At 67.5% G+C, this 16,828-nt stretch carries 19 protein-coding genes; 5 read left to right on the forward strand and 14 right to left on the reverse strand.

The window, feature by feature from the left end; translation table 11 throughout:
- Nucleotides 1-12: 12 nt before the first annotated feature.
- The gene (locus AU195_RS00710) at nt 13-207 is read right to left on the reverse strand and encodes a hypothetical protein (RefSeq protein ID WP_059157135.1); all 195 of its coding nucleotides are present in this window, start codon (nt 205-207) and stop codon (nt 13-15) included.
- A 447-nt stretch (nt 208-654) separates the two neighbouring features.
- Here AU195_RS00710 and AU195_RS00715 point away from each other — a divergent pair, with 447 nt between their 5' ends.
- From AU195_RS00715 to AU195_RS00730, 4 genes are read left to right on the forward strand one after another with little or no spacing between them, the layout of a single operon-like run.
- Nucleotides 655-2,022, forward strand: coding sequence for an aromatic ring-hydroxylating oxygenase subunit alpha (locus tag AU195_RS00715; protein ID WP_059157136.1), 1,368 nt, complete (start codon nt 655-657; stop codon nt 2,020-2,022).
- Nucleotides 2,023-2,061: 39 nt separating this feature from the next.
- Nucleotides 2,062-2,586 (forward strand): hypothetical protein, encoded by a 525-nt coding sequence (locus AU195_RS00720; protein ID WP_059157137.1) that lies wholly within the window; start codon nt 2,062-2,064, stop codon nt 2,584-2,586.
- Nucleotides 2,583-3,047 carry a hypothetical protein gene (locus tag AU195_RS00725; protein WP_059157138.1) on the forward strand — a complete coding sequence of 155 codons (465 nt, stop codon included), beginning with the start codon at nt 2,583-2,585 and terminating at the stop codon, nt 3,045-3,047. Before AU195_RS00720 ends, AU195_RS00725 begins: the two co-directional genes overlap by 4 nt.
- A 51-nt stretch (nt 3,048-3,098) precedes the next feature.
- Nucleotides 3,099-3,854 (forward strand): SDR family NAD(P)-dependent oxidoreductase, encoded by a 756-nt coding sequence (locus AU195_RS00730; protein WP_059157139.1) that lies wholly within the window; start codon nt 3,099-3,101, stop codon nt 3,852-3,854.
- A gap of 37 nt (nt 3,855-3,891) precedes the next feature.
- On the opposite strand, the gene AU195_RS00735 is transcribed toward AU195_RS00730, so the two are convergent.
- The 9 genes from AU195_RS00735 to AU195_RS00775 all read right to left on the reverse strand — a co-directional run bounded on the left by AU195_RS00735 (nt 3,892) and on the right by AU195_RS00775 (nt 12,427).
- A complete protein-coding gene (locus AU195_RS00735) occupies nt 3,892-5,109 on the reverse strand; it encodes a cytochrome P450 (RefSeq protein ID WP_059157140.1) in 1,218 nt (405 codons plus the stop codon).
- 28 nt (nt 5,110-5,137) lie between these two features.
- Nucleotides 5,138-5,338, reverse strand: coding sequence for a ferredoxin (locus AU195_RS00740; protein WP_059157141.1), 201 nt, complete (start codon nt 5,336-5,338; stop codon nt 5,138-5,140).
- Nucleotides 5,335-6,537, reverse strand: a complete 1,203-nt coding sequence (locus AU195_RS00745) for a cytochrome P450 (protein ID WP_059157142.1) — start codon at nt 6,535-6,537, stop codon at nt 5,335-5,337. Before AU195_RS00745 ends, AU195_RS00740 begins: the two co-directional genes overlap by 4 nt.
- A 101-nt stretch (nt 6,538-6,638) precedes the next feature.
- Entirely contained in the window at nt 6,639-7,457 is an 819-nt protein-coding gene (locus AU195_RS00750) for an NAD(P)-dependent oxidoreductase (RefSeq protein WP_059157143.1), read from the reverse strand.
- Entirely contained in the window at nt 7,454-8,272 is an 819-nt protein-coding gene (locus AU195_RS00755) for an NAD(P)-dependent oxidoreductase (protein ID WP_059157144.1), read from the reverse strand. The genes AU195_RS00750 and AU195_RS00755 overlap by 4 nt, the downstream gene beginning before the upstream one ends.
- Entirely contained in the window at nt 8,273-9,160 is an 888-nt protein-coding gene (locus AU195_RS00760) for an alpha/beta hydrolase (protein ID WP_059157351.1), read from the reverse strand.
- Between the two features lie 2 nt (nt 9,161-9,162).
- Nucleotides 9,163-10,815 carry a thiolase C-terminal domain-containing protein gene (locus AU195_RS00765; protein WP_059157145.1) on the reverse strand — a complete coding sequence of 551 codons (1,653 nt, stop codon included), beginning with the start codon at nt 10,813-10,815 and terminating at the stop codon, nt 9,163-9,165.
- A 2-nt stretch (nt 10,816-10,817) separates the two neighbouring features.
- Entirely contained in the window at nt 10,818-11,132 is a 315-nt protein-coding gene (locus AU195_RS00770) for a ferredoxin (RefSeq protein ID WP_082702918.1), read from the reverse strand.
- Nucleotides 11,129-12,427 carry an NADH-ubiquinone oxidoreductase-F iron-sulfur binding region domain-containing protein gene (locus AU195_RS00775; RefSeq protein ID WP_059157146.1) on the reverse strand — a complete coding sequence of 433 codons (1,299 nt, stop codon included), beginning with the start codon at nt 12,425-12,427 and terminating at the stop codon, nt 11,129-11,131. Before AU195_RS00775 ends, AU195_RS00770 begins: the two co-directional genes overlap by 4 nt.
- A gap of 33 nt (nt 12,428-12,460) precedes the next feature.
- Here AU195_RS00775 and AU195_RS00780 point away from each other — a divergent pair, with 33 nt between their 5' ends.
- Nucleotides 12,461-12,934 (forward strand): hypothetical protein, encoded by a 474-nt coding sequence (locus tag AU195_RS00780; protein WP_059157147.1) that lies wholly within the window; start codon nt 12,461-12,463, stop codon nt 12,932-12,934.
- A gap of 5 nt (nt 12,935-12,939) precedes the next feature.
- Here the strand turns inward: AU195_RS00780 and AU195_RS00785 are convergent, their stop codons facing one another.
- The 4 genes from AU195_RS00785 to AU195_RS00800 all read right to left on the reverse strand — a co-directional run bounded on the left by AU195_RS00785 (nt 12,940) and on the right by AU195_RS00800 (nt 16,600).
- Nucleotides 12,940-13,848, reverse strand: coding sequence for an alpha/beta fold hydrolase (locus tag AU195_RS00785; RefSeq protein WP_059157148.1), 909 nt, complete (start codon nt 13,846-13,848; stop codon nt 12,940-12,942).
- 88 nt (nt 13,849-13,936) lie between these two features.
- Nucleotides 13,937-14,329, reverse strand: coding sequence for a Rieske (2Fe-2S) protein (locus tag AU195_RS00790; RefSeq protein ID WP_059157149.1), 393 nt, complete (start codon nt 14,327-14,329; stop codon nt 13,937-13,939).
- 5 nt (nt 14,330-14,334) lie between these two features.
- Nucleotides 14,335-15,477: an amidohydrolase family protein gene (locus tag AU195_RS00795; RefSeq protein ID WP_059157150.1), complete on the reverse strand. Its 1,143-nt coding sequence runs from the start codon at nt 15,475-15,477 to the stop codon at nt 14,335-14,337.
- Nucleotides 15,478-15,502: 25 nt separating this feature from the next.
- The gene (locus AU195_RS00800) at nt 15,503-16,600 is read right to left on the reverse strand and encodes an amidohydrolase family protein (protein ID WP_059157151.1); all 1,098 of its coding nucleotides are present in this window, start codon (nt 16,598-16,600) and stop codon (nt 15,503-15,505) included.
- Between the last annotated feature and the right edge of the window lie 228 nt (nt 16,601-16,828).

Consider the following 16,828-nt stretch of genomic DNA (forward strand, 5'->3'; position numbering starts at 1 on the left):
CCACCGCGGGCGTCACGGCCCGGCTCGACGGCTGCTGCCCGCCAGGTGCAGACCTGCCTCGGTGGGCACGAGGTCCCAGAAGCCGGAGGAACCGAGGGTGCCGTCGGCCCAGAAGTGCTCGCACTCTTCGACGCTCGTGACGAGCCCCGTGGCGTAGAGCGCCTGTGTCTTGAACGTCCGCGCCGCCGGGCTGAGGTCGTGACGCACGGAGTGCAGGTCGCTGGTCGATCCGTGGTCGGGCCGTCGGCCCCAGAGCAGAAGCTGAACCGGAGGTTCGTGTCTGCGGCCGCGGTCTCGGTGCGCTGCGCGCCCACCACCGATCGGTGACACCTCGGTGCGGATCTCGGGGCCGGCGGTGGATTTCCGGTCGGCGACCTGATCAGGAGGCTGGAGGCGGGCGCCCAGGATGGCCAGGGGTGGGCGGCGTCGTCGGTGACCACGTCGAGTCGATAACTCACGGTGGAGCCTTTCCTGCGTTGTGATAACGGCCACATTTATACATGCTTGTATTGGCGATACGTCGATGTATAAAGTGAGGACCGTCACAGGTCGCGGGCGATGCCCGCCTCATCGCAGCAGCGCGTCACCTCCGGACCAGCCCTCGTCCGGGCGTCGCCGCGACGTGATCGAAGCCGACAGAGGAGGACTCCCTTGATGCCAGCAACCCGCCCCGGTGAATGGCTCGACCCCGACTCGGGGCTCGGTCTCGGACTGGACGACGTCCAACCGGGGACGTTCGACATGACCATCTCCACCGACCGGTACACCTGCCCGGAGTACGCGGCGCGCGAGCGCGAGGCGATCTGGAAGCGGACGTGGCAGATCGCCGGCCGTGTCGAGGATCTGCCGAAACCGGGCGACTGGAAGAAGTACGAGATCCTCGATCAGTCCTTCATCATCGTGCGCGGAAAGGACGAGACGCTCAGGGGTTTCGTCAACGCCTGCCGACACCGCGGCAACGCGCTGTGCACCGCCGACACCGGAAATGCCAAGCGGGGCTTCCTCTGCCAGTACCACCTCTGGTCCTACGACCTGGACGGCAGGTTGAAGGGGCTGCTGCGCGAGAACCTCGCCGGCCCGATCGACAAGAGCGAGAACTCATTGCTGCAGGTGTCCGTCGACACCTTCGCCGGTTTCATCTTCCTCAACCCGGATCCCGAGGCCGAGTCGCTGCGTGAGTACCTCGGCGACGACGTGGTCAGCCTGATCGAGCCTTACAACATCGAGAAGTTCACCACGGTCATGGATGTCACCGAGGCCATCGAGTGCAACTGGAAAGTCGTCATGGACGCCTTCGAGGAGGGCTACCACATCAACGGCATCCATCCGCAGTTGCTGCAGGTGCTGCACATCAATCCGCGGACGGCGCGGTACCGGTTCTTCGAGAACCACAGCGTGGCGATGGCTCCCTTCGAGGTGGTGGGCGCCGGTGTGCAGGACCAGGTCGCCGGGATCCTGGCGCTGCCCGAGACTTTCCCCGGCACCGTCGCGGTCATCCCGCGGTTCCAGGAACTGATCGCGCCCTACCAGGACCCGGACGGAAACGTGGATTTCCCGGAGGGCGTCACCGCGCGCCTCCTGCTGCAACAGGCGACGCGCGAGGTGCTCACGGGCATGGGACTCGACGTCAGCGGTCTGACCGACAGCCAGATGGTCGACAACCAGGGTTGGGTGTTGTTCCCCAACTACTTCATGACGGTGCGCGCGGGCGAATGCCACGTCATCATGTCCAGGCCGCACCCCGACGGCGATCCGAACCGGTGCATCTGGCACGTGGCCAGCTACATGTACGTGCCCGAGGAGTTCCGCGATGCCGTCCGGGCTGAGGCGATCGTGGTGGACACACCGGGAAGCCACAAGTACTTCGAGGCGCTGCAGCAGGACTACGAGCAGATGCCGCGCCAGCAGAAGGGCCTGCGCAACGACAGGCTCGAGCACATGTCGCTGGTCAAGGAGGAAGTCGTCATCGGGCACTACCACTCGGTGGTGGACCGCTACCTCGCCGACACCGTGAATCGCTGACCATCCCGTGTCGAACAACAAAACCGAAAGAAGGACCCGTTGAACCTCGAGCAACGCATCGCCCACCACGTCCGGATGGCCGAGGCGTACCGCGACGCCTACCTGCGCCAGGGCGTGCAGGACGGCGAAGCCTTCGCCGACGCGTGGAAGTTCGCCGACGACGGACTGTACGTGTCGCCGTATTTCACCGGCGACCAGGCGTTCCCGTTCACCGAGTTCCCCACCGACACCGCCAAGGCCTCGACCATGGAGGCCAAGGCGTACTCGCTGAAGTTCCCGGACTGGAAGCCGGCCACCTTCGACTACTGGCCTGCGGCGAACGGTCTGGTGATGAAGACGCGATGGGAGGGCCACACCGAGGAGGGCGTGAAGATGGGCTTCTACTCGTACAGCTTCGTCCAGACGAACGACGGGGGTGAGCTCACCCGGTGGGAGACCCACGTCAACGACGAGTACAACGCCTTCCTCGACGTCGCGATCGGCGTGCACGGGCCGTTCCACGGCACGGGGGAGTACGTCGAGGCTCTGGAGCGGGCACTCGCCGCCGCGGGGGTGACGGTGTGACGACGATCGACGACGTCATCGGCAAGACCAGTGGGCGGTCACGGGCGGTGCTGGAGTACAGCCAGACCATGGGCCGGCTGGTGAAAAGCGCCAAGGAGCCCGGCTTCTCGGTCGACAGCTGGGCGCCGCTGGCCGAGCTGATCGCCGTCGACGACTTCGTCCGCATCGGCCCGTTCAAGGAGGTGATGAACTGGGCCGAGTACACCGAGTTCCTGACCAACTGGGCGAAATCCTCCGACTGGGACTGCTCGTTCAAACGCCTCACCGAATCGGATGACGTGGCGTTCCTCGAACTCGAGGAGCGCAGCCAGGTCGGCGATTTCAGCAGTGTGGTGAACAGCGTGTCGGTGTACGAGTTCGACGCCAACGACAAGATCACCCACGTCGCGGTCTACCTGCAGATGCAACTGCCGGACCCGGCCGCGCTGCCCGACTTCGAAAGCGCCGGTGGCGCCGAGTGACCGAACCACGGACCTCGGCCGACATCCGGTTGTCATAGAGATTCTGCCGCAATGCCTTTCGAGAACACCACCGCCATAGTCACCGGGGGAGCCCAGGGTCTCGGTCTGGCGATCGTCGAAGCGCTCGCCGCTCGCGGCACCAAGGTCGCCATCTTCGATCTCGCGACCGAGCTGGTCACCACCGAGGTGTCCCGGTTACGGGGTCAGGGTGGCACGGTCAACGGCTACACCGTCGACGTCTCCGATCGCGCTGCGGTCAGGACCGCAGTCGACCAGGTGCGCGCCGACCTCGGGCCGGTGCTCATCCTGGTGAACAACGCCGGTGTCGAGCAGTTCGGCAAGTTTACCGAGGTCACCGACGAGCAGTGGGACCGGGTGATGGCGATCAACCTGCGTGGGCCGTTCATCTGCACCCAGGAGGTGCTGCCGGACATGACCGCCGCGCACTGGGGGCGGATCGTCAACATCTCCTCGTCGAGCGCGCAGGGCGGGCAGTCGCGGATGGCTGCCTACGTCAGTTCCAAGGCCGGGGTGATCGGGTTCACCAAGAGCCTCGCCCTCGAACTCGGCCCGAAGGGCATCACGGTCAACACCATTCCGCCGGGCATGGTGGTCACCCCGATGCTCGAGAAGGCCATCGAGGAAGGCCGGTTCACCGCACCGCTGGAGCATTTCGCCAAGATCACCCCGGTGCGCCGCGCGGGGCGTCCGGAGGACATCGCCAACGCCGCGATCTTCCTGTGTCAGGACGAGTCCTCGTATGTCACAGGGCAGATCATCGGTATCAACGGCGGTCGCCGCACCTGACCGACGAGTGGGCCGAGCTCCCGCGGCCGAGTGGCCGTCAGCGCAGCACGCGCACCGGGACGTGCGACCAGCCGGCGACGTTCTGCATGGCGACCCGGCGGCACTGGTCCCACAGCACCTCGTAGTGGGGCATGAAGTCGAGCAGGCGCTCCAGCGCGATCGCGCTCTCCATCCGGGCCAGGGCCGCGCCGAGGCAGCTGTGCACCCCGTAGCCGAAGCCGAGGTTCTGTGCCTCGGTGCGGTCGCGGTCGATGTCGAAGGCGTCCGCGTCGGTGAACGCCTCGGGATCGCGGTTCGCCGAACCACCCAGCAGGAACACCGGTTTGCCCGCCGGGATCGTGACACCGTGCAGCGTCACGTCTTTCATCGAACGACGGACGTTGTACTGCGCCGGAGCCTCGTAGCGCAACAGCTCTTCGACGGCGGCGGGGATCTTGCTCCGGTCGTCGAGCAACTTCTGCCACTGGTCCGGGAACCGGGCGAACGTGACGGCGGCGTTGCCGATCAGCTTGGTCACCGTCTCGGCCCCGGCCCCACCCAGAAGCGTTGCGAAGCCGGCGATCTCGAGGTCGTCGAGCCGTTCCATCCGCCCGTCTTCGCGCTCGATCTCGGCCTGCACGAGACGGGTGAACATATCGTCCTGGGGCTTCTCCCGGCGCTGCGCGATCAACTCGAAGTACAGTCCCATCGCCTCGGCAATGGCCTGCATGCCCTCCGGCGACATCTCCTCCTGGCCGGGTTCGCGGTGCAGAGAGGTGTCCACCCACTGACGCACCTGCTGGCGGCGGTCCTCAGGGACGCCGAGCATCCGGGTGATCACCTCAACCGGGAAGAACGCGGCGAACTCCTGAACGACGTCGAAGTGCTGCGGGTCGGCGGCGCAGAAGCACGAGTCGATGGTCTCTTCGACCATCGGCTGGAGTTTCGCGATCTGACGCGGGGTGAAGACCTTGTTGACCAGGCTGCGCATCTGCCGGTGCTCCGGCGGATCCATCAGGATGATCATCTTGAACGGCGCCGGCTCACCGGTTTTCACCATCGACAGGTCGAGGCCATACGCCGAGGAGAACGTCTCGTAGTCCTTGAACGCGGCCGCCACGTCGGCGTGCCGCGACAACGCGTAGAAGTCCAATTCCTCGTTGTAGTACACCGGCGCCTCTTCGCGCATGCGCCGATAAATCTCCCACGGCTCGTTGAAGTACTCCTCGGAGAACGGGTCGAACACGAGATCGGAATTGGTCTTAGGGGTGGTCATTCACTCTCCCGGTCGGCCGCGACGCGTCTTATTCGTCGCGGATGCTGATGGCCTGCCGCGGGCACTGGCGCACCGCTTCCTTGACCTGTTCTTCGTTCTCAGGGGTGACCTCGTCGGTCAGGACGTGCAGGTAATCCTCGTCGTCCAGGTCGAACACCTCGGGGATGATGCCCATGCACACCCCGTTGCTCTCACACAGTCCGAAATCGACTTCGATCTTCTTGGTCATCGCAGCACCCTCACCGGCACGTGGTGGTATCCCGCGACGTTCTGCATGTGCACCCGTTCCAGCCCGTCGAAATCGACCTCGTAGCGCGGCATGAAGTCGAGGAGGTGCTCGAGCGCAATCGCGGTCTCCATGCGGGCCAGCGCCGCGCCGAGGCAGCTGTGGATGCCGTAGCCCAGGCCGAGATTCTGTGCCTGGGTGCGATCACGGGTGATGTCGAACGTCTCGGCGTCGTCGAATGCCCGCGGGTCGCGGTTGGCGGCGGCCTTCATCAGGAACACCGGCTTGTGCGCGGGGATGACGCCGCTGGGCACCTCCGCCTCCTTCAGCGTGTAGCGCACGTTGTACTGCACCGGTCCGACGTAGCGCAGCAGTTCCTCGACCGCGGCGGGAATCAGGGACCGATCGTCGAGCAGCAGCTGCCACTGTTCGGGGTGGCGGGCGAACTCGACGACCGCGCTGCCGACGAGCTTCGTGACGGTCTCGGCGCCCGCACCGCCCAGCAGCGCGACGAAACCGGTGATCTCGATGTCATCGAGTTTGCGCATGTGGCCGTCCTCGCCAGGGATCTCTGCGGCGATCAGGCGGCTGATCATGTCGTCCTGCGGATTCTGCCGACGCTCCTGGACCAGGCCGTAGTAGTAGACGCCCGCATCCATGTTGGCCTGCATGTTCTCGTCGGAGATCTCGATCTGTCCCGGTTTGACCTCCAGGCCCTTGTCGATCCAGTGCCGGACCTGCTGGCGGAACTCCTCGGGCACACCGGCCATCCGCGTGATCACCTCGACGGGGAAGGGGCCGGAGAAGTCCTGCACGACGTCGAAGTGAGCGGGATCCACCTTGGACAGGTAGTGCTCGACGAGGTCGACGACGGTGTCGCGCTGGGATTGAATGGCGCGCGGGGTGAACGCCTTGTTCAGCAGGCTCCGCATGAAGCGGTGTTCCGGCGGATCCATGAAGATGATCGACTTCTGGAAGCCTTCGCCTGACCGAACCATGGACAGGTGGCAGCCTCGGGTTGACGAGAAGGACTCGTAGTCCTTGAGTGCCGCCGCGACGTCCGCATGACGGGTCAGTGCGTAGAAGTCCTGCTCCTCGTCGTAGTAGATGGGCGACTCGTCGCGCATCCGCCGATAGATCTCGTACGGATTGTCGAAGTACTCCTGCGAGTACGGGTCGAACGCCAATCGTGGCTTGGTCATGGGCTCCTCCTTCGCGGCGGGCTGATTGCCGGAAGCGTTACGTAAAGCATATTTACTGTAAAGCTAACAGTTTTCGTCACTTCCGGACGTGAGTTCGGCGATCACGTCGGCGTGACGTCCCGGTCACGGAGGCCCGCGGAGATGGCCTCGTCGAGCAGGCCCAAGTCGGTGCCGTCGGCGGCCGCGATGGCGCGGACCACGTCGACGTCCTTGCCCACGAATGCGCCTGCCATGTCGACGAACGCGCCGACCGATCCGCGCCCGGCGATCATGTTCAGCACCCGGCTGGCCGAACTGCCCTGGGTCAGCGCGCTCAGCAGCTCGGGTTCGGCCACCCCCAGCGCCGCACCGAGCCGCACCGCCTCGCGCAGCAGCCCGATCTGCGCGGCGAAGACCGTGTTGTTGACCAACTTCACGCTCTGCCCGGCGCCGAGCGGTCCGACGTGCAGGATCGGATCACCGTAGGCGGTCAGCACCGGCCGCACCCGCTCGACGGCGGCCTCGGAGCCTCCGACGAACAGCGTCACCGCCCCGGCCTCGATGTCGTGCGGGCCGCCACTGACCGGCGCGTCGACGACCTCGACCCCGCGTTCGCGCCCCCGCGCGGCGAGCCGCCGGACCGTGTCAGGACTTCCCGTCGTGTGGACGACCAGTGTGGCGCCCGGCGACATGGCCGCGAGCAGACCGCCGTCGAGGCACACCTCGCGCACCTGGTCGTCGGTGAACACGCAGAGCACCACGACGTCTGCCCCGGCGGCGGCGTCGGCCGGCTCCGAGACCGCGTCTGCGCCCAGCTCGGCTGTCGCCGTGCGCTTCTCCGGCGTGCGGCCCAGCGCGGTGACGGTGTGGCCGGCGTCGACGAAGCGGCGCACCATCGGTGCGCCCATCCGTCCGGCGCCGACGAAACCGACCCTGCTCACCGCGGGTGGTCCATGGACTCCAGCGCGGTGTCGGCCGCGGTGAAGACCGAACCCTCGGGGGCCGAAGCCCTGGCCGCGATGCTCGCGGCGTGCCGGACGTCCTTCTGCAGCAGCGCACCGGCGATCGGCGCCAGGGCCTCGACCGTCCCGCCGAACATGCTGATGCTGCCGAGCGCCTTGCTGGTCGCCGACCCGCCGTTGAGGACCTCGGCCAGCCGCGCCCGCGGGATACCGAGCGACTCACCGAGTTCCAGTGTGGACAGCGCACTCCCGAGGTTCGCGGTGAACAGCAGATTGTTCAGGATCTTGGTCACCTGGCCACTGCCCAGCGGGCCCAGGTGCACGATCGGATCGGCGTACGTCGCGAAGACCGGACGCGCCTTCTCGAAGTCGGCCTCCTCGCCGCCGACCATCACCAGCAGCGTGCCCTGCTCGACCGCGGGTGCGCCACCGCTGACCGGCGCGTCGATCACCGAAACGTCCTGCGCGGCGGCTTCTTCCGCGATCTCCCTGCAGGTGTCCGGGTGCACGGTGCTGTGGATGGCGATCATCGCACCGGGCGCCAGGCCCGCCAGCACACCGGTGTCGCCGTAGAGCACCTCGCGCACGTCGTCGTCGCCGACCACGCACAGACACACCAGGTCGCTGGCGGCGGCGAGTTCGGCCGGGCTGCCCGCGGTCTTGGCGGCGGTGTCGGCGTACGGTTCGAGGCTGGCCGGGCGGCGCGCCCACAGCGTCAACTCGTACCCGCCCTCGACGATCCGGCGCGCCATCGGCGCACCCTGACTGCCCAGGCCTATGAATCCGACACGCATCTAGCCCACCTCCAGCTTCTCTTCGGCGCCGCGCGAGACGACACACTCTTCGACGAACGACAGCACCTTCAGGTGATACGCCGCGGCAGTCACCCCGAGGCTGAGGTTGTGCCCGGCCGCAGCCTGCGCGGCGGTGACGAACCGCGGGGCGTTGGTGAACACGGCGGCGATCCGCGCCAGCGCGTCGGCGTCGGAACACCACACCCGTTCGTGTTCGGCGTGGCTGAACCGCACCGGCACCCGCACCTCGGCGGCCAGCGCGGGAAAGTCGCGCTGCGGCCAGTCCCTGACCATTGCGGCCTCGTACGGCGCACCGGTGGAGGAGTTCGTGATCCCGGTCAGCACCGCCGGGGGATACAGGTCGGCGGGCTCCCAGAGCAGCTGCCGTAGGCCAGGTGGCCGCCGGGTGGGGCCCGCTTCGCGGAGGATGTCCTGCGCCGCGTCCTGATACCGCAGCCCGGTGCCTGCCAACTCCAGCCCGATCACGTCCGCGTCGGCTCCGGCGTCGGTGGCCATCCGCAGGGCGAGCTCGCAGCCGTTCGAGTGTGCGACGACGAAAACCCCTGCGCCTCGCGGTGTGTCGCCGAGCATCGCGTCGACAGCACCGTAGGCGAGCGACACCCGCTGTTCCGGACGCTCGATCGCGTCGGGATACGGGGCCGAACTGCCGTAACCGGGGCGGTCCAGGGCGATCGTCGTGAACCCCAGCTGGGCGCCCAGCCGCAGCAGCGACAGTCGCGGATGGCCGGGGCAGTCGAAGTAGGCGGCGGTGCTCGCCCCGCCGTGCAGTGCGACGACCACCGCACGCGGCTCCCCGGCCGCCTGGGCCATCAGGCCGGACATCGGCACGCCGTCGACCATCACGACCCGGGGGCGTGGGGCTGACATGGTCATCCGTCCGTCCGCAGCAGCAGCACGCCGCTCGGCGTCAACCCGCCGCTGCTCACGACGGCCACCCGGGCGTCGGCCACCTGACGCTCACCGGCCTCCCCGCGCAGCTGGCTGACAGCCTCGTGCATCAGGCCCATCCCGTGGGTGCGGCCGTGGGAGAGCTGACCGCCGTGGGTGTTGAGGGGCAGGACCCCGTCGCGGGCGATGTTGTGGCCGCCGTCGAGGAAGTCCTTCGCCTCACCGATCCCGCAGAAGCCGAGGGCCTCGATCCACGACAGGCAGTTGAACGTGAACCCGTCGTAGAGTTCGGCGACATCGACGTCATTGGGCCGCAACGAGGTTCGCGTCCACAGGTGTGCGGACTGGCCGAGCACCTGTGGTTCGTGGGTCAGGGTCGTCTGGTCCCAGTCGGTGCGTTCGAGGATCTGGGTGCCGACGGCCTCGATGAACACCGGCTTCTTCGGCATGTCCCGGGCGGTGTCGACGGCGGACACGACGACCGCGACCGCACCGTCGCAGGGCACGTCGCAGTCGTAGAGGCCGAACGGAGTGGTGATCGGCCGGGCCGACAGGTAGTCGTCCATGGACATCGGATCGCGGTAGATCGCCGTCGGGTTGAGCGCGGCGTTGGCCCGCTGGTTGAGCGCGATCCAGCCGAGCGTCTCGCGGGTGGTGCCGTACCGGTGGAAGTGGCGCTGCGCGTTGAGCGCCAGGGTGTGTGCGGCCGACGTCGCGCCGAACGGCATCTGCCAACTGGTCGTCCGCCCGCCACCGGGCGGTGCCATCTTGCCCTCCTTGAGCAGCTGACCGAACGTGGCCTCCCACAGGGTGCGAAAGCAGAGCACGTGGCGCGCCATTCCGGTGGCGACGGCCATCATGGCGGCGATCACCGAGCCGCCCGGGCCGAAGGTGTCCATACCCCCGTTGATCCACGTGGGGCGCAGCCCCAGCGCGCCTTCGAGCGCCGTCACCCCGCCTTCCCCCATGCCCGCGACGTCGAGGCCCGGGTAGGTCGACAGTCCGTCGATGTCGTCGAAGGTCAGGCCCGCGTCGGCGACGGCGGCCTCACACGCCTCGATGGTCAGCGACAGCGGCGGCACCATCAGCCTGCGGCCCAGTCGTGACGCGCCGATGCCGGTGATCGCCGACTGCTCCTCGAACTTGGGGCCGGGCAGCATCGGGCGGACATGGTCGCCGAACCGTTCGGGGGCGATCTCGTCGGCGGGCAACGCACCGGGTTGCCCGGCCACCGGCCGGAACAGCGGCAGCCAGACGTCGGCCGCCTGCTCGAACACGACCTCGACGGGTTGCCCCAGTTCGAGGCTGTCGGGTTCGGATTCGATGATGTTGGTGGTCAACCGGACCCGCGGATCCTCTTCGAGCGCCACCTGCGCCACCACGTACGGCGGCGGCAGATCGGGGAAACCGAAGCGGTGGTTGACGGTGAACCCGGCCAGCGTGCCTCGACCCGAGACGGTGCGCACGCCGAGTTTCTGGCTGCGGCAGTACCGGCAGATCGGTTGGGGCGGGTGGATCAGCGACTCGCAGTCCTGACACTGCTGGATGCGCAGTTCGCCGTCGGCGCCGGCGGTCCAGAAGAACTCGTTCTGCGCGGTGAGCTGAGGCAGCGGCCGGCCCGGGATGTCGGCCACGTCTACAGCCCCGGAAGCATGTGCTCTTCGCGGACCGCGCCCGCGTGATCACCGTTCATACCGTCGTCCGCGGGGGTGGCGCCGGCCGGCGGTTGGAAGGGCTTGTCGCGCACCGGTTCTCCTTCGTGCATCTCGATGATGGCGTGGACGGGGCAGTCGAGCAGGGCGCGCCGCACGGCCGGCTGATCCGCCTCGGGCACGGTGCCGTTGCCGATCAGCGAGGCGTAGCCCCAGTCGTCGAGCGAGAAGTACTCCGGCGCATGCTTGGCGCAGATGCCGAAGCCGTCGCACATCGTGCGATCGAGTCGGATCCTCACGCGCTCACCACCGCCTCCACTTCGTAGGGTCGTCGGACGTCGAACCGGTCGACGGCGCAGCTGTCACAGCTGCCCTGCCGGTGGCGGGCCACCGCCTGCGGGAACGCGGTGAGCAGGCTGGCGGCGACGTTCGTGGCGGCGTCGAGCGTCGCGCATGCGCCCCGGCCTCTCAGCACCACCGACCACCGCTCCAGCCGGGCCAGATCCTCGTCGGAGGCCACCCCGTCGCGCAGCGCGACGGCCACGGCCGCCATGGCCGCGGTCCCGTTGAAGCACGATCCGCACTGTCCGGCGTTCTCCCGGTCGAAGTAGGCCAGCACCGACGCGGCGACCGCGACGGGGCATTCGTCGGTCAGCACGCCGACTGCCCCGCAGCCCAACCCGCTGCCGAGCCGGCGCAGCGCCTCGTGATCGAGCGTCGCATCGAGGACGTCCCGGTTCAGCAGACCGGTGAAGTACCCGCCCATCAGCACACCGCTGACCGAATCCGGTGAGATCCCGTGCCAGGTGAGCACATCGCCGAGGGCCAGGCCGTGGGGCAACTCGTAGAGCGCCGGCGGCCGGCCGCCACCGGTGATGGTCGCGAGGAACGTGCCGGGGGACGACGGTGTGCCCGCCGCCCGGTAGTCCCGTGCCCCGTGCTCGTGCAGATACGGCAGGTTGGCGAGCGTCTCGACGTTGCTGACGAGCGTGGGCAGCCCGCCCACCCCCTCCTCGAACGGGCGCGGCGGTTTGTCCGTCGGCTTGGCCGGACCGCCGTTGACGGCGCGGACCGCGGCGGTCTCCTCACCGGCCACGTACCCGGCGTCGACGACGACCACACTGACCGACACCCCGTCCAACACCGCCGAATCCACTTGGTTCAGCGCGGTTTCCACGCTGCGCGCGGATTCCGGATCGGAGACGTAGACGACGGCGCGCTCGGCCTCCACGATGCGGGCGGCCAACCGCAGTCCGTCGAGCACCAGGTGCGGACGGTGCCGCAGCAGCCACCGGTCCTTGATCGACGCGGGCTCGCCCTCCTCGCCGTTGGCGATCGCGCCGGCGCCGCCGCGGGTACGCCCGTGGTCGCGTACCGAGCGCAGTTTGACCGCCATCGGGAACGCTGCGCCGCCTCGACCGAGCAGCCCGGAGAGTTCGACGTCGTCGAGCAGCCCGTCCGGATCGGGCAGGTCACGGTATCCGCCGGAGGAGGCGTAGTCGGCGTAGTCCTCGCGCCCGGCCGTCACCTGCAGCAGGCGTGGTATGGTGCCCGGCCAGACGGCGGTCGTGAGATCGGTTGCGGTGGGGTTCATCTGCGCTTCATCTCCGCGGATAGGCTGGCCGACATGAGAACTGCGGTGGTGCGGGTGGGCGTGGACCCGGCGGGTGTGCTGACACCCGCGCAGCTAGCCGACGGCATGTCGCGCCTGCGCGAACTCGGCCTTGCGGCGGGCGCGGAGGTGGTGGACAACAACCTGCCCGCCATGCCGCCCGGGCGCCGCGAAGCCGAACTGCTCATCACCGGCGACGATCCGGACCGCCTCACCCGCACGGCGGTCGATCTGTGCACGAACGCCTTCGGCACCGAGCCGGTCGCCGGTGTGCTCACCTACATCAGCCGCGGCACCGACGACGACGCGTACGGCGTGCTGGCCGGTTTCGGACTCACCGGCGACATCACCCGCACGGCGGACGACGACGGGTGGGACGTGGTGCACGTGACGCTGCGCAAGGCGGACATGGAGCGGATCCCGGAGAGCCGTATCCACACCGCGCTGGAGGCCTCGCTGAACTGCGAGGTGCACATCCGCACGATCTGAGGCACTCATCGCTTCAGGAAGTCCAGGATCGCCGGCGCCGCCTGCACCCAGGTGTCGAACATGTTGAACCGCTTGACCTTGCCGGACGCGCGCTTCTCGCCCGCGCGTTCCCAGGCGTCCTCCGGCCACGGCGGATCGATGACCGTGGATCCCTTGATCAGGCAGCTCACCTCCAGCGACGTCCGCTTCGGGTGGTCGAGGTCGTTCTCGCCGCCGCGGATGATGAGCGTGGGCACCCTAATGTTGTCGAACATCTCGTCCTCCACGCCCGGGATCGTCTGACCCGGCTTGGGCACGAAGGCGTTGAGCCAGCGCAACATCAGCTTGAGGAACTCGTCGGCGTCGAGGCCGAGGATCCGGTCGCGGTTGCCCGGGTTCTCTGCGATGCGCTCCTGCCACTCGGCGACCTGCGCGACGGCCTTCATACCGGCGCCGCGCACCGCCAGGATGCTCGGCACGATGTAGTACGAGCCGAGTACGAACGACCCGTAGACGCCGCCGACGATGTTCCACACGACGAGCTTGGTGACGATCTCGGGATACAACATGGCCGTCAGCATCGAGTCCCGCGCACCGCCGGAACCGCCGGCGATGATGCACGGCCCGATGTCGAGCGTGGTGATCAGCTGGTACAGCGTCTCGGCCCGCATGTGCGATTCGCTCTGGCCGTAGAACTGCACGTCGGACTTCCCGCAGTTCGGCCGGTCCCACAGCAGCACCCGGTAGCCGCCCTTGACCAGCGCCTGCGCCAGTGGCCGCAACCCCGGGATGTCCTTGCTGAACCGTCCGCCCGGGGTGAGTGCGATGAAATCGCCGCTCTTGCCGAGGATCTCGTAGACGACCTTGCCGCCGTTGATCTCGATGACCTTCTCGCCGCGTTTGAGTTCGGGACCGGCGGCCTCGGTCGTGGTCATGCGGTACCTCCACGAGCGTGCGCAAACTGCGGGAAAGGGGCGACGTGTCGTGCGCAGACCCGCACGGTCGCGGAGAGAGGGGACACCGTCATGCCATCACCAGCACATCGTTGCCGACCACGCGGACCGGGTAGGTGCGGATGCTCCATTCGGGTTTGACCGCGGTGGTTCCGGTCGCCAGTTCGAAACCCCATTGATGCCAGGGGCAGTAGATGTATTCCAGGTCGCGCACCATCACCGCGTCGCCGGGCACGTCGTCGTCGACGACGGTGCGCCCGCGGGCACGGCCGGCGCACAGCGGACCACCTTCGTGCGGACAGTAGTTGGCGATCGCGTAGAAAGCGCCGTTGACGTTGTAGACGCCGACGCCGTGGCGTCCGATCGGGACGACTTTGTGTGCACCGGGCGGGATCTCGTCGACCGTGGCGACGACGTGTTCACGCCCCTGGGCCAGCCGGGGCGGTTTCTTGTCCTCTGTCATCTCCGTCAGAACACTCGCACCTGGCCCTCGAGGGCCGGAACCGTGTCGGGCAGGTGATAGGTGGCGATGCCGTTCTTGAACATCACGGCCTCGCGCGCATGTTCGGGCAGGTGCTTGACCAGCCAGCGCGGGTCGTCGAACGTCCAGTGCGGGTAATCCGAGGAGTACAGCAGGATCTTCTCGCACTCCATCCACTCGAAAGCGCGGGACAGTTCGGTCTTGTCCTCGGGGTAGTCCAGCGGCTGGGTGGTGAACTTGATGTGGTCCTTGACGTATTCGCTCGGTTTGCGCTTGATGTCCAGATACGACTTGCGCGCCTCGTAGATCGCGTCCATCCGCCACATCAGCGGCAGGATCCACGTGAAGGCGTGTTCGACCAGCACGATCCGCAGTGTCGGGAAGCGGTCGAAGAGGCCGTCGAACACCATGCTCATCACCTGATTGGCGGCCAGCAGCGAGTACGTGACCATGAAATCGTGGTTGTAGCTGGGGAATCCGACCGGCGGGATCGGCAGCTCTTCGTGATGGCTGCGCGACAGGTGGCAGCTCACCGTGATGTCGTGCTTGGTGGCCGCCTCCCACAGGGGGTTGTACTTCGGATCGCCCCACGCCGGGCGCGGCTCGGCCTTGATCAGGATCTGCCCCATGTACGGGTGTCCGGCCCAGCGTTCGACCTCGCGGGCCGCGTCCTGCGGCGCCTCGATCGCCACGCAGATCGACCCGCGCCAGCGCTCATGCCAGTTGTTGTGGCTGTCCAGCCAGTGGTTGGCCTGCCAGTCGTTCAGTGCGCAACTCATCGCATGGTTGACCTCGGGGAAGCGCGCCGGGTACGCGGCGGGTTCGAGGATCGCGATGTCGGCGCCGGCCTCCATGATCAGCTGCTTGAACGCCAGATCCGGATCGCTGCCGGGGAACTGGCCGTCGGCGGGGAAGGTGTCGACGCGCATCGCGTAGGCGTGCGCGTAATCCGGCGCGTCGTAATAGATCTGGTCCCCGACCTTGCGGTTGAGGAAGTAGTTGCTCCGCCAGGGCTCGGGGATGTACTGAGCCAGATCACCGCTGCGGGGGACCGGGTGGACGTCGGAGTCGACGCATCGGACCGCGATGCGCTCGGCCGCCGGCAGGCGCGGTGTGGTGGTGACCGTCATCGTCGTGTCTCCCTTGATCGTTCCGTCACTGCGGTGCGCCGACCTCTGCGCCGGTCTGGATGCCGTAGAGCTCAGCGGCGTTGCGCCACAGCAGTTTGTCGCGCTGCTCGGTGCTGAACGAGGCCGGTGCCGACGGCTCGTTGAGCTGCCAGTGCGGATAGCTGGACCCGTACATCACCATGTCGTTCTTGTTGGTGAACGAGTGCCACTCACCGGCGAAGTCGGCGTCGCCGGGGCCGTCCATCGAGCCCTGCACGAAGTACGTGTGGCCGGGCAGATAGTCGCTCGGGATCTTCGGCGCCCACGGCGTCTGCTCGAGGTGGGGACGCCCGAAGCAGTCCATCCGCCATATGAACGGCGTCAGAAGATCGGCGGCGCCGTCCGCCCAGACGAACCTCAGAGTCGGCATCCTCTCGAATACCCCTTCGACGATGAGATTCATCAGGTGGTACAGGTAATTCAGCGCCATGAAGCTGACGTAGTTCTCATACGTCCTCGGCACGCCGGACGGGGTCGGGGCGTACTGCACGCCGGCGCCCACCTCGATGTGCACCGAGACCGGGAGATTCGCCTCGGCGGCCGCTTCCCACAGCGGCCAGTACTGCGGTTTGCCGTACAGCTCCCGGGACTGCAGCGGGACCCCGATCTGCACGACGCGCGGATGGTCCCGGTACTTCTCGATCTCCCGCAGCGCGCCGGTGACGTCGTCCGGGTTGACCCGGATCGTCCCGCGGAAGCGCTCGCCGTACTCGGTGTGGTCGAGCCAGCGGCTCACCATCATCTCGTTGTGCGCGGCCGCGATCGCAGTGCCGAGGTGGCGGTCGGGCATGATCCCGCGGGTCATCGGGTGCAGGATCGCGACGTCGACACCCCGGTCGGTGAACAAGTGCTTGGCCACCACATCCGGATCCGAGCCCGGGTACCGGCCGTCGGGGCCCTCGGTGCCCTTGGCGTACTCGCCGCCCGGTGCGCCGTACCAGTCCATCTCGTAGTCGGGGAAACCGCGGCTGCGGAACGGCTCACGCATGAAGGTCTTCCGCAGATCCTTGTTCGACTGCGCGAAGATGTGCACGCTGGCGTCGATCAAGGGTGAGCGCGTCCCGTCCGGATGCGTTGTGGCCAAGGCTGTCCTCCGATGTTCGTCCGGCGCGCAGACGGCTTCACACGTGCGCGGCGATACCGGACACACTGCCAGTGTAAATCGAAGTTCTTCAAAGGCAAGAACCGAGTTCTCCTATACGGCTTCACCATCGTCGCAGGTGAACGGATGTGCTGGTCAGTCGCGCAGCGGTGTGCTTAGGAAACTTCGTAGTCGACGTGGGAGAACGGGTGGACAGAAATTGAGAATGCT

Source organism: Mycobacterium sp. IS-1496 (assembly GCF_001499995.1).
Lineage (GTDB): Bacteria > Actinomycetota > Actinomycetes > Mycobacteriales > Mycobacteriaceae > Mycobacterium.

Excerpts from the sequence above, each read along its gene's own strand:
- AU195_RS00715 (WP_059157136.1), top strand. The coding sequence starts at position 655 with ATGCCAGCAACCCGCCCCGGTGAATGGCTCGACCCCGACTCGGGGCTC.
- AU195_RS00730 (WP_059157139.1), top strand. The coding sequence starts at position 3,099 with ATGCCTTTCGAGAACACCACCGCCATAGTCACCGGGGGAGCCCAGGGT.
- AU195_RS00735 (WP_059157140.1), bottom strand. The coding sequence starts at position 5,109 with ATGACCACCCCTAAGACCAATTCCGATCTCGTGTTCGACCCGTTCTCC.
- AU195_RS00740 (WP_059157141.1), bottom strand. The coding sequence starts at position 5,338 with ATGACCAAGAAGATCGAAGTCGATTTCGGACTGTGTGAGAGCAACGGG.
- AU195_RS00745 (WP_059157142.1), bottom strand. The coding sequence starts at position 6,537 with ATGACCAAGCCACGATTGGCGTTCGACCCGTACTCGCAGGAGTACTTC.
- AU195_RS00755 (WP_059157144.1), bottom strand. The coding sequence starts at position 8,272 with ATGCGTGTCGGATTCATAGGCCTGGGCAGTCAGGGTGCGCCGATGGCG.
- AU195_RS00760 (WP_059157351.1), bottom strand. The coding sequence starts at position 9,160 with ATGTCAGCCCCACGCCCCCGGGTCGTGATGGTCGACGGCGTGCCGATG.
- AU195_RS00775 (WP_059157146.1), bottom strand. The coding sequence starts at position 12,427 with ATGAACCCCACCGCAACCGATCTCACGACCGCCGTCTGGCCGGGCACC.
- AU195_RS00780 (WP_059157147.1), top strand. The coding sequence starts at position 12,461 with ATGAGAACTGCGGTGGTGCGGGTGGGCGTGGACCCGGCGGGTGTGCTG.
- AU195_RS00785 (WP_059157148.1), bottom strand. The coding sequence starts at position 13,848 with ATGACCACGACCGAGGCCGCCGGTCCCGAACTCAAACGCGGCGAGAAG.
- AU195_RS00790 (WP_059157149.1), bottom strand. The coding sequence starts at position 14,329 with ATGACAGAGGACAAGAAACCGCCCCGGCTGGCCCAGGGGCGTGAACAC.
- AU195_RS00795 (WP_059157150.1), bottom strand. The coding sequence starts at position 15,477 with ATGACGGTCACCACCACACCGCGCCTGCCGGCGGCCGAGCGCATCGCG.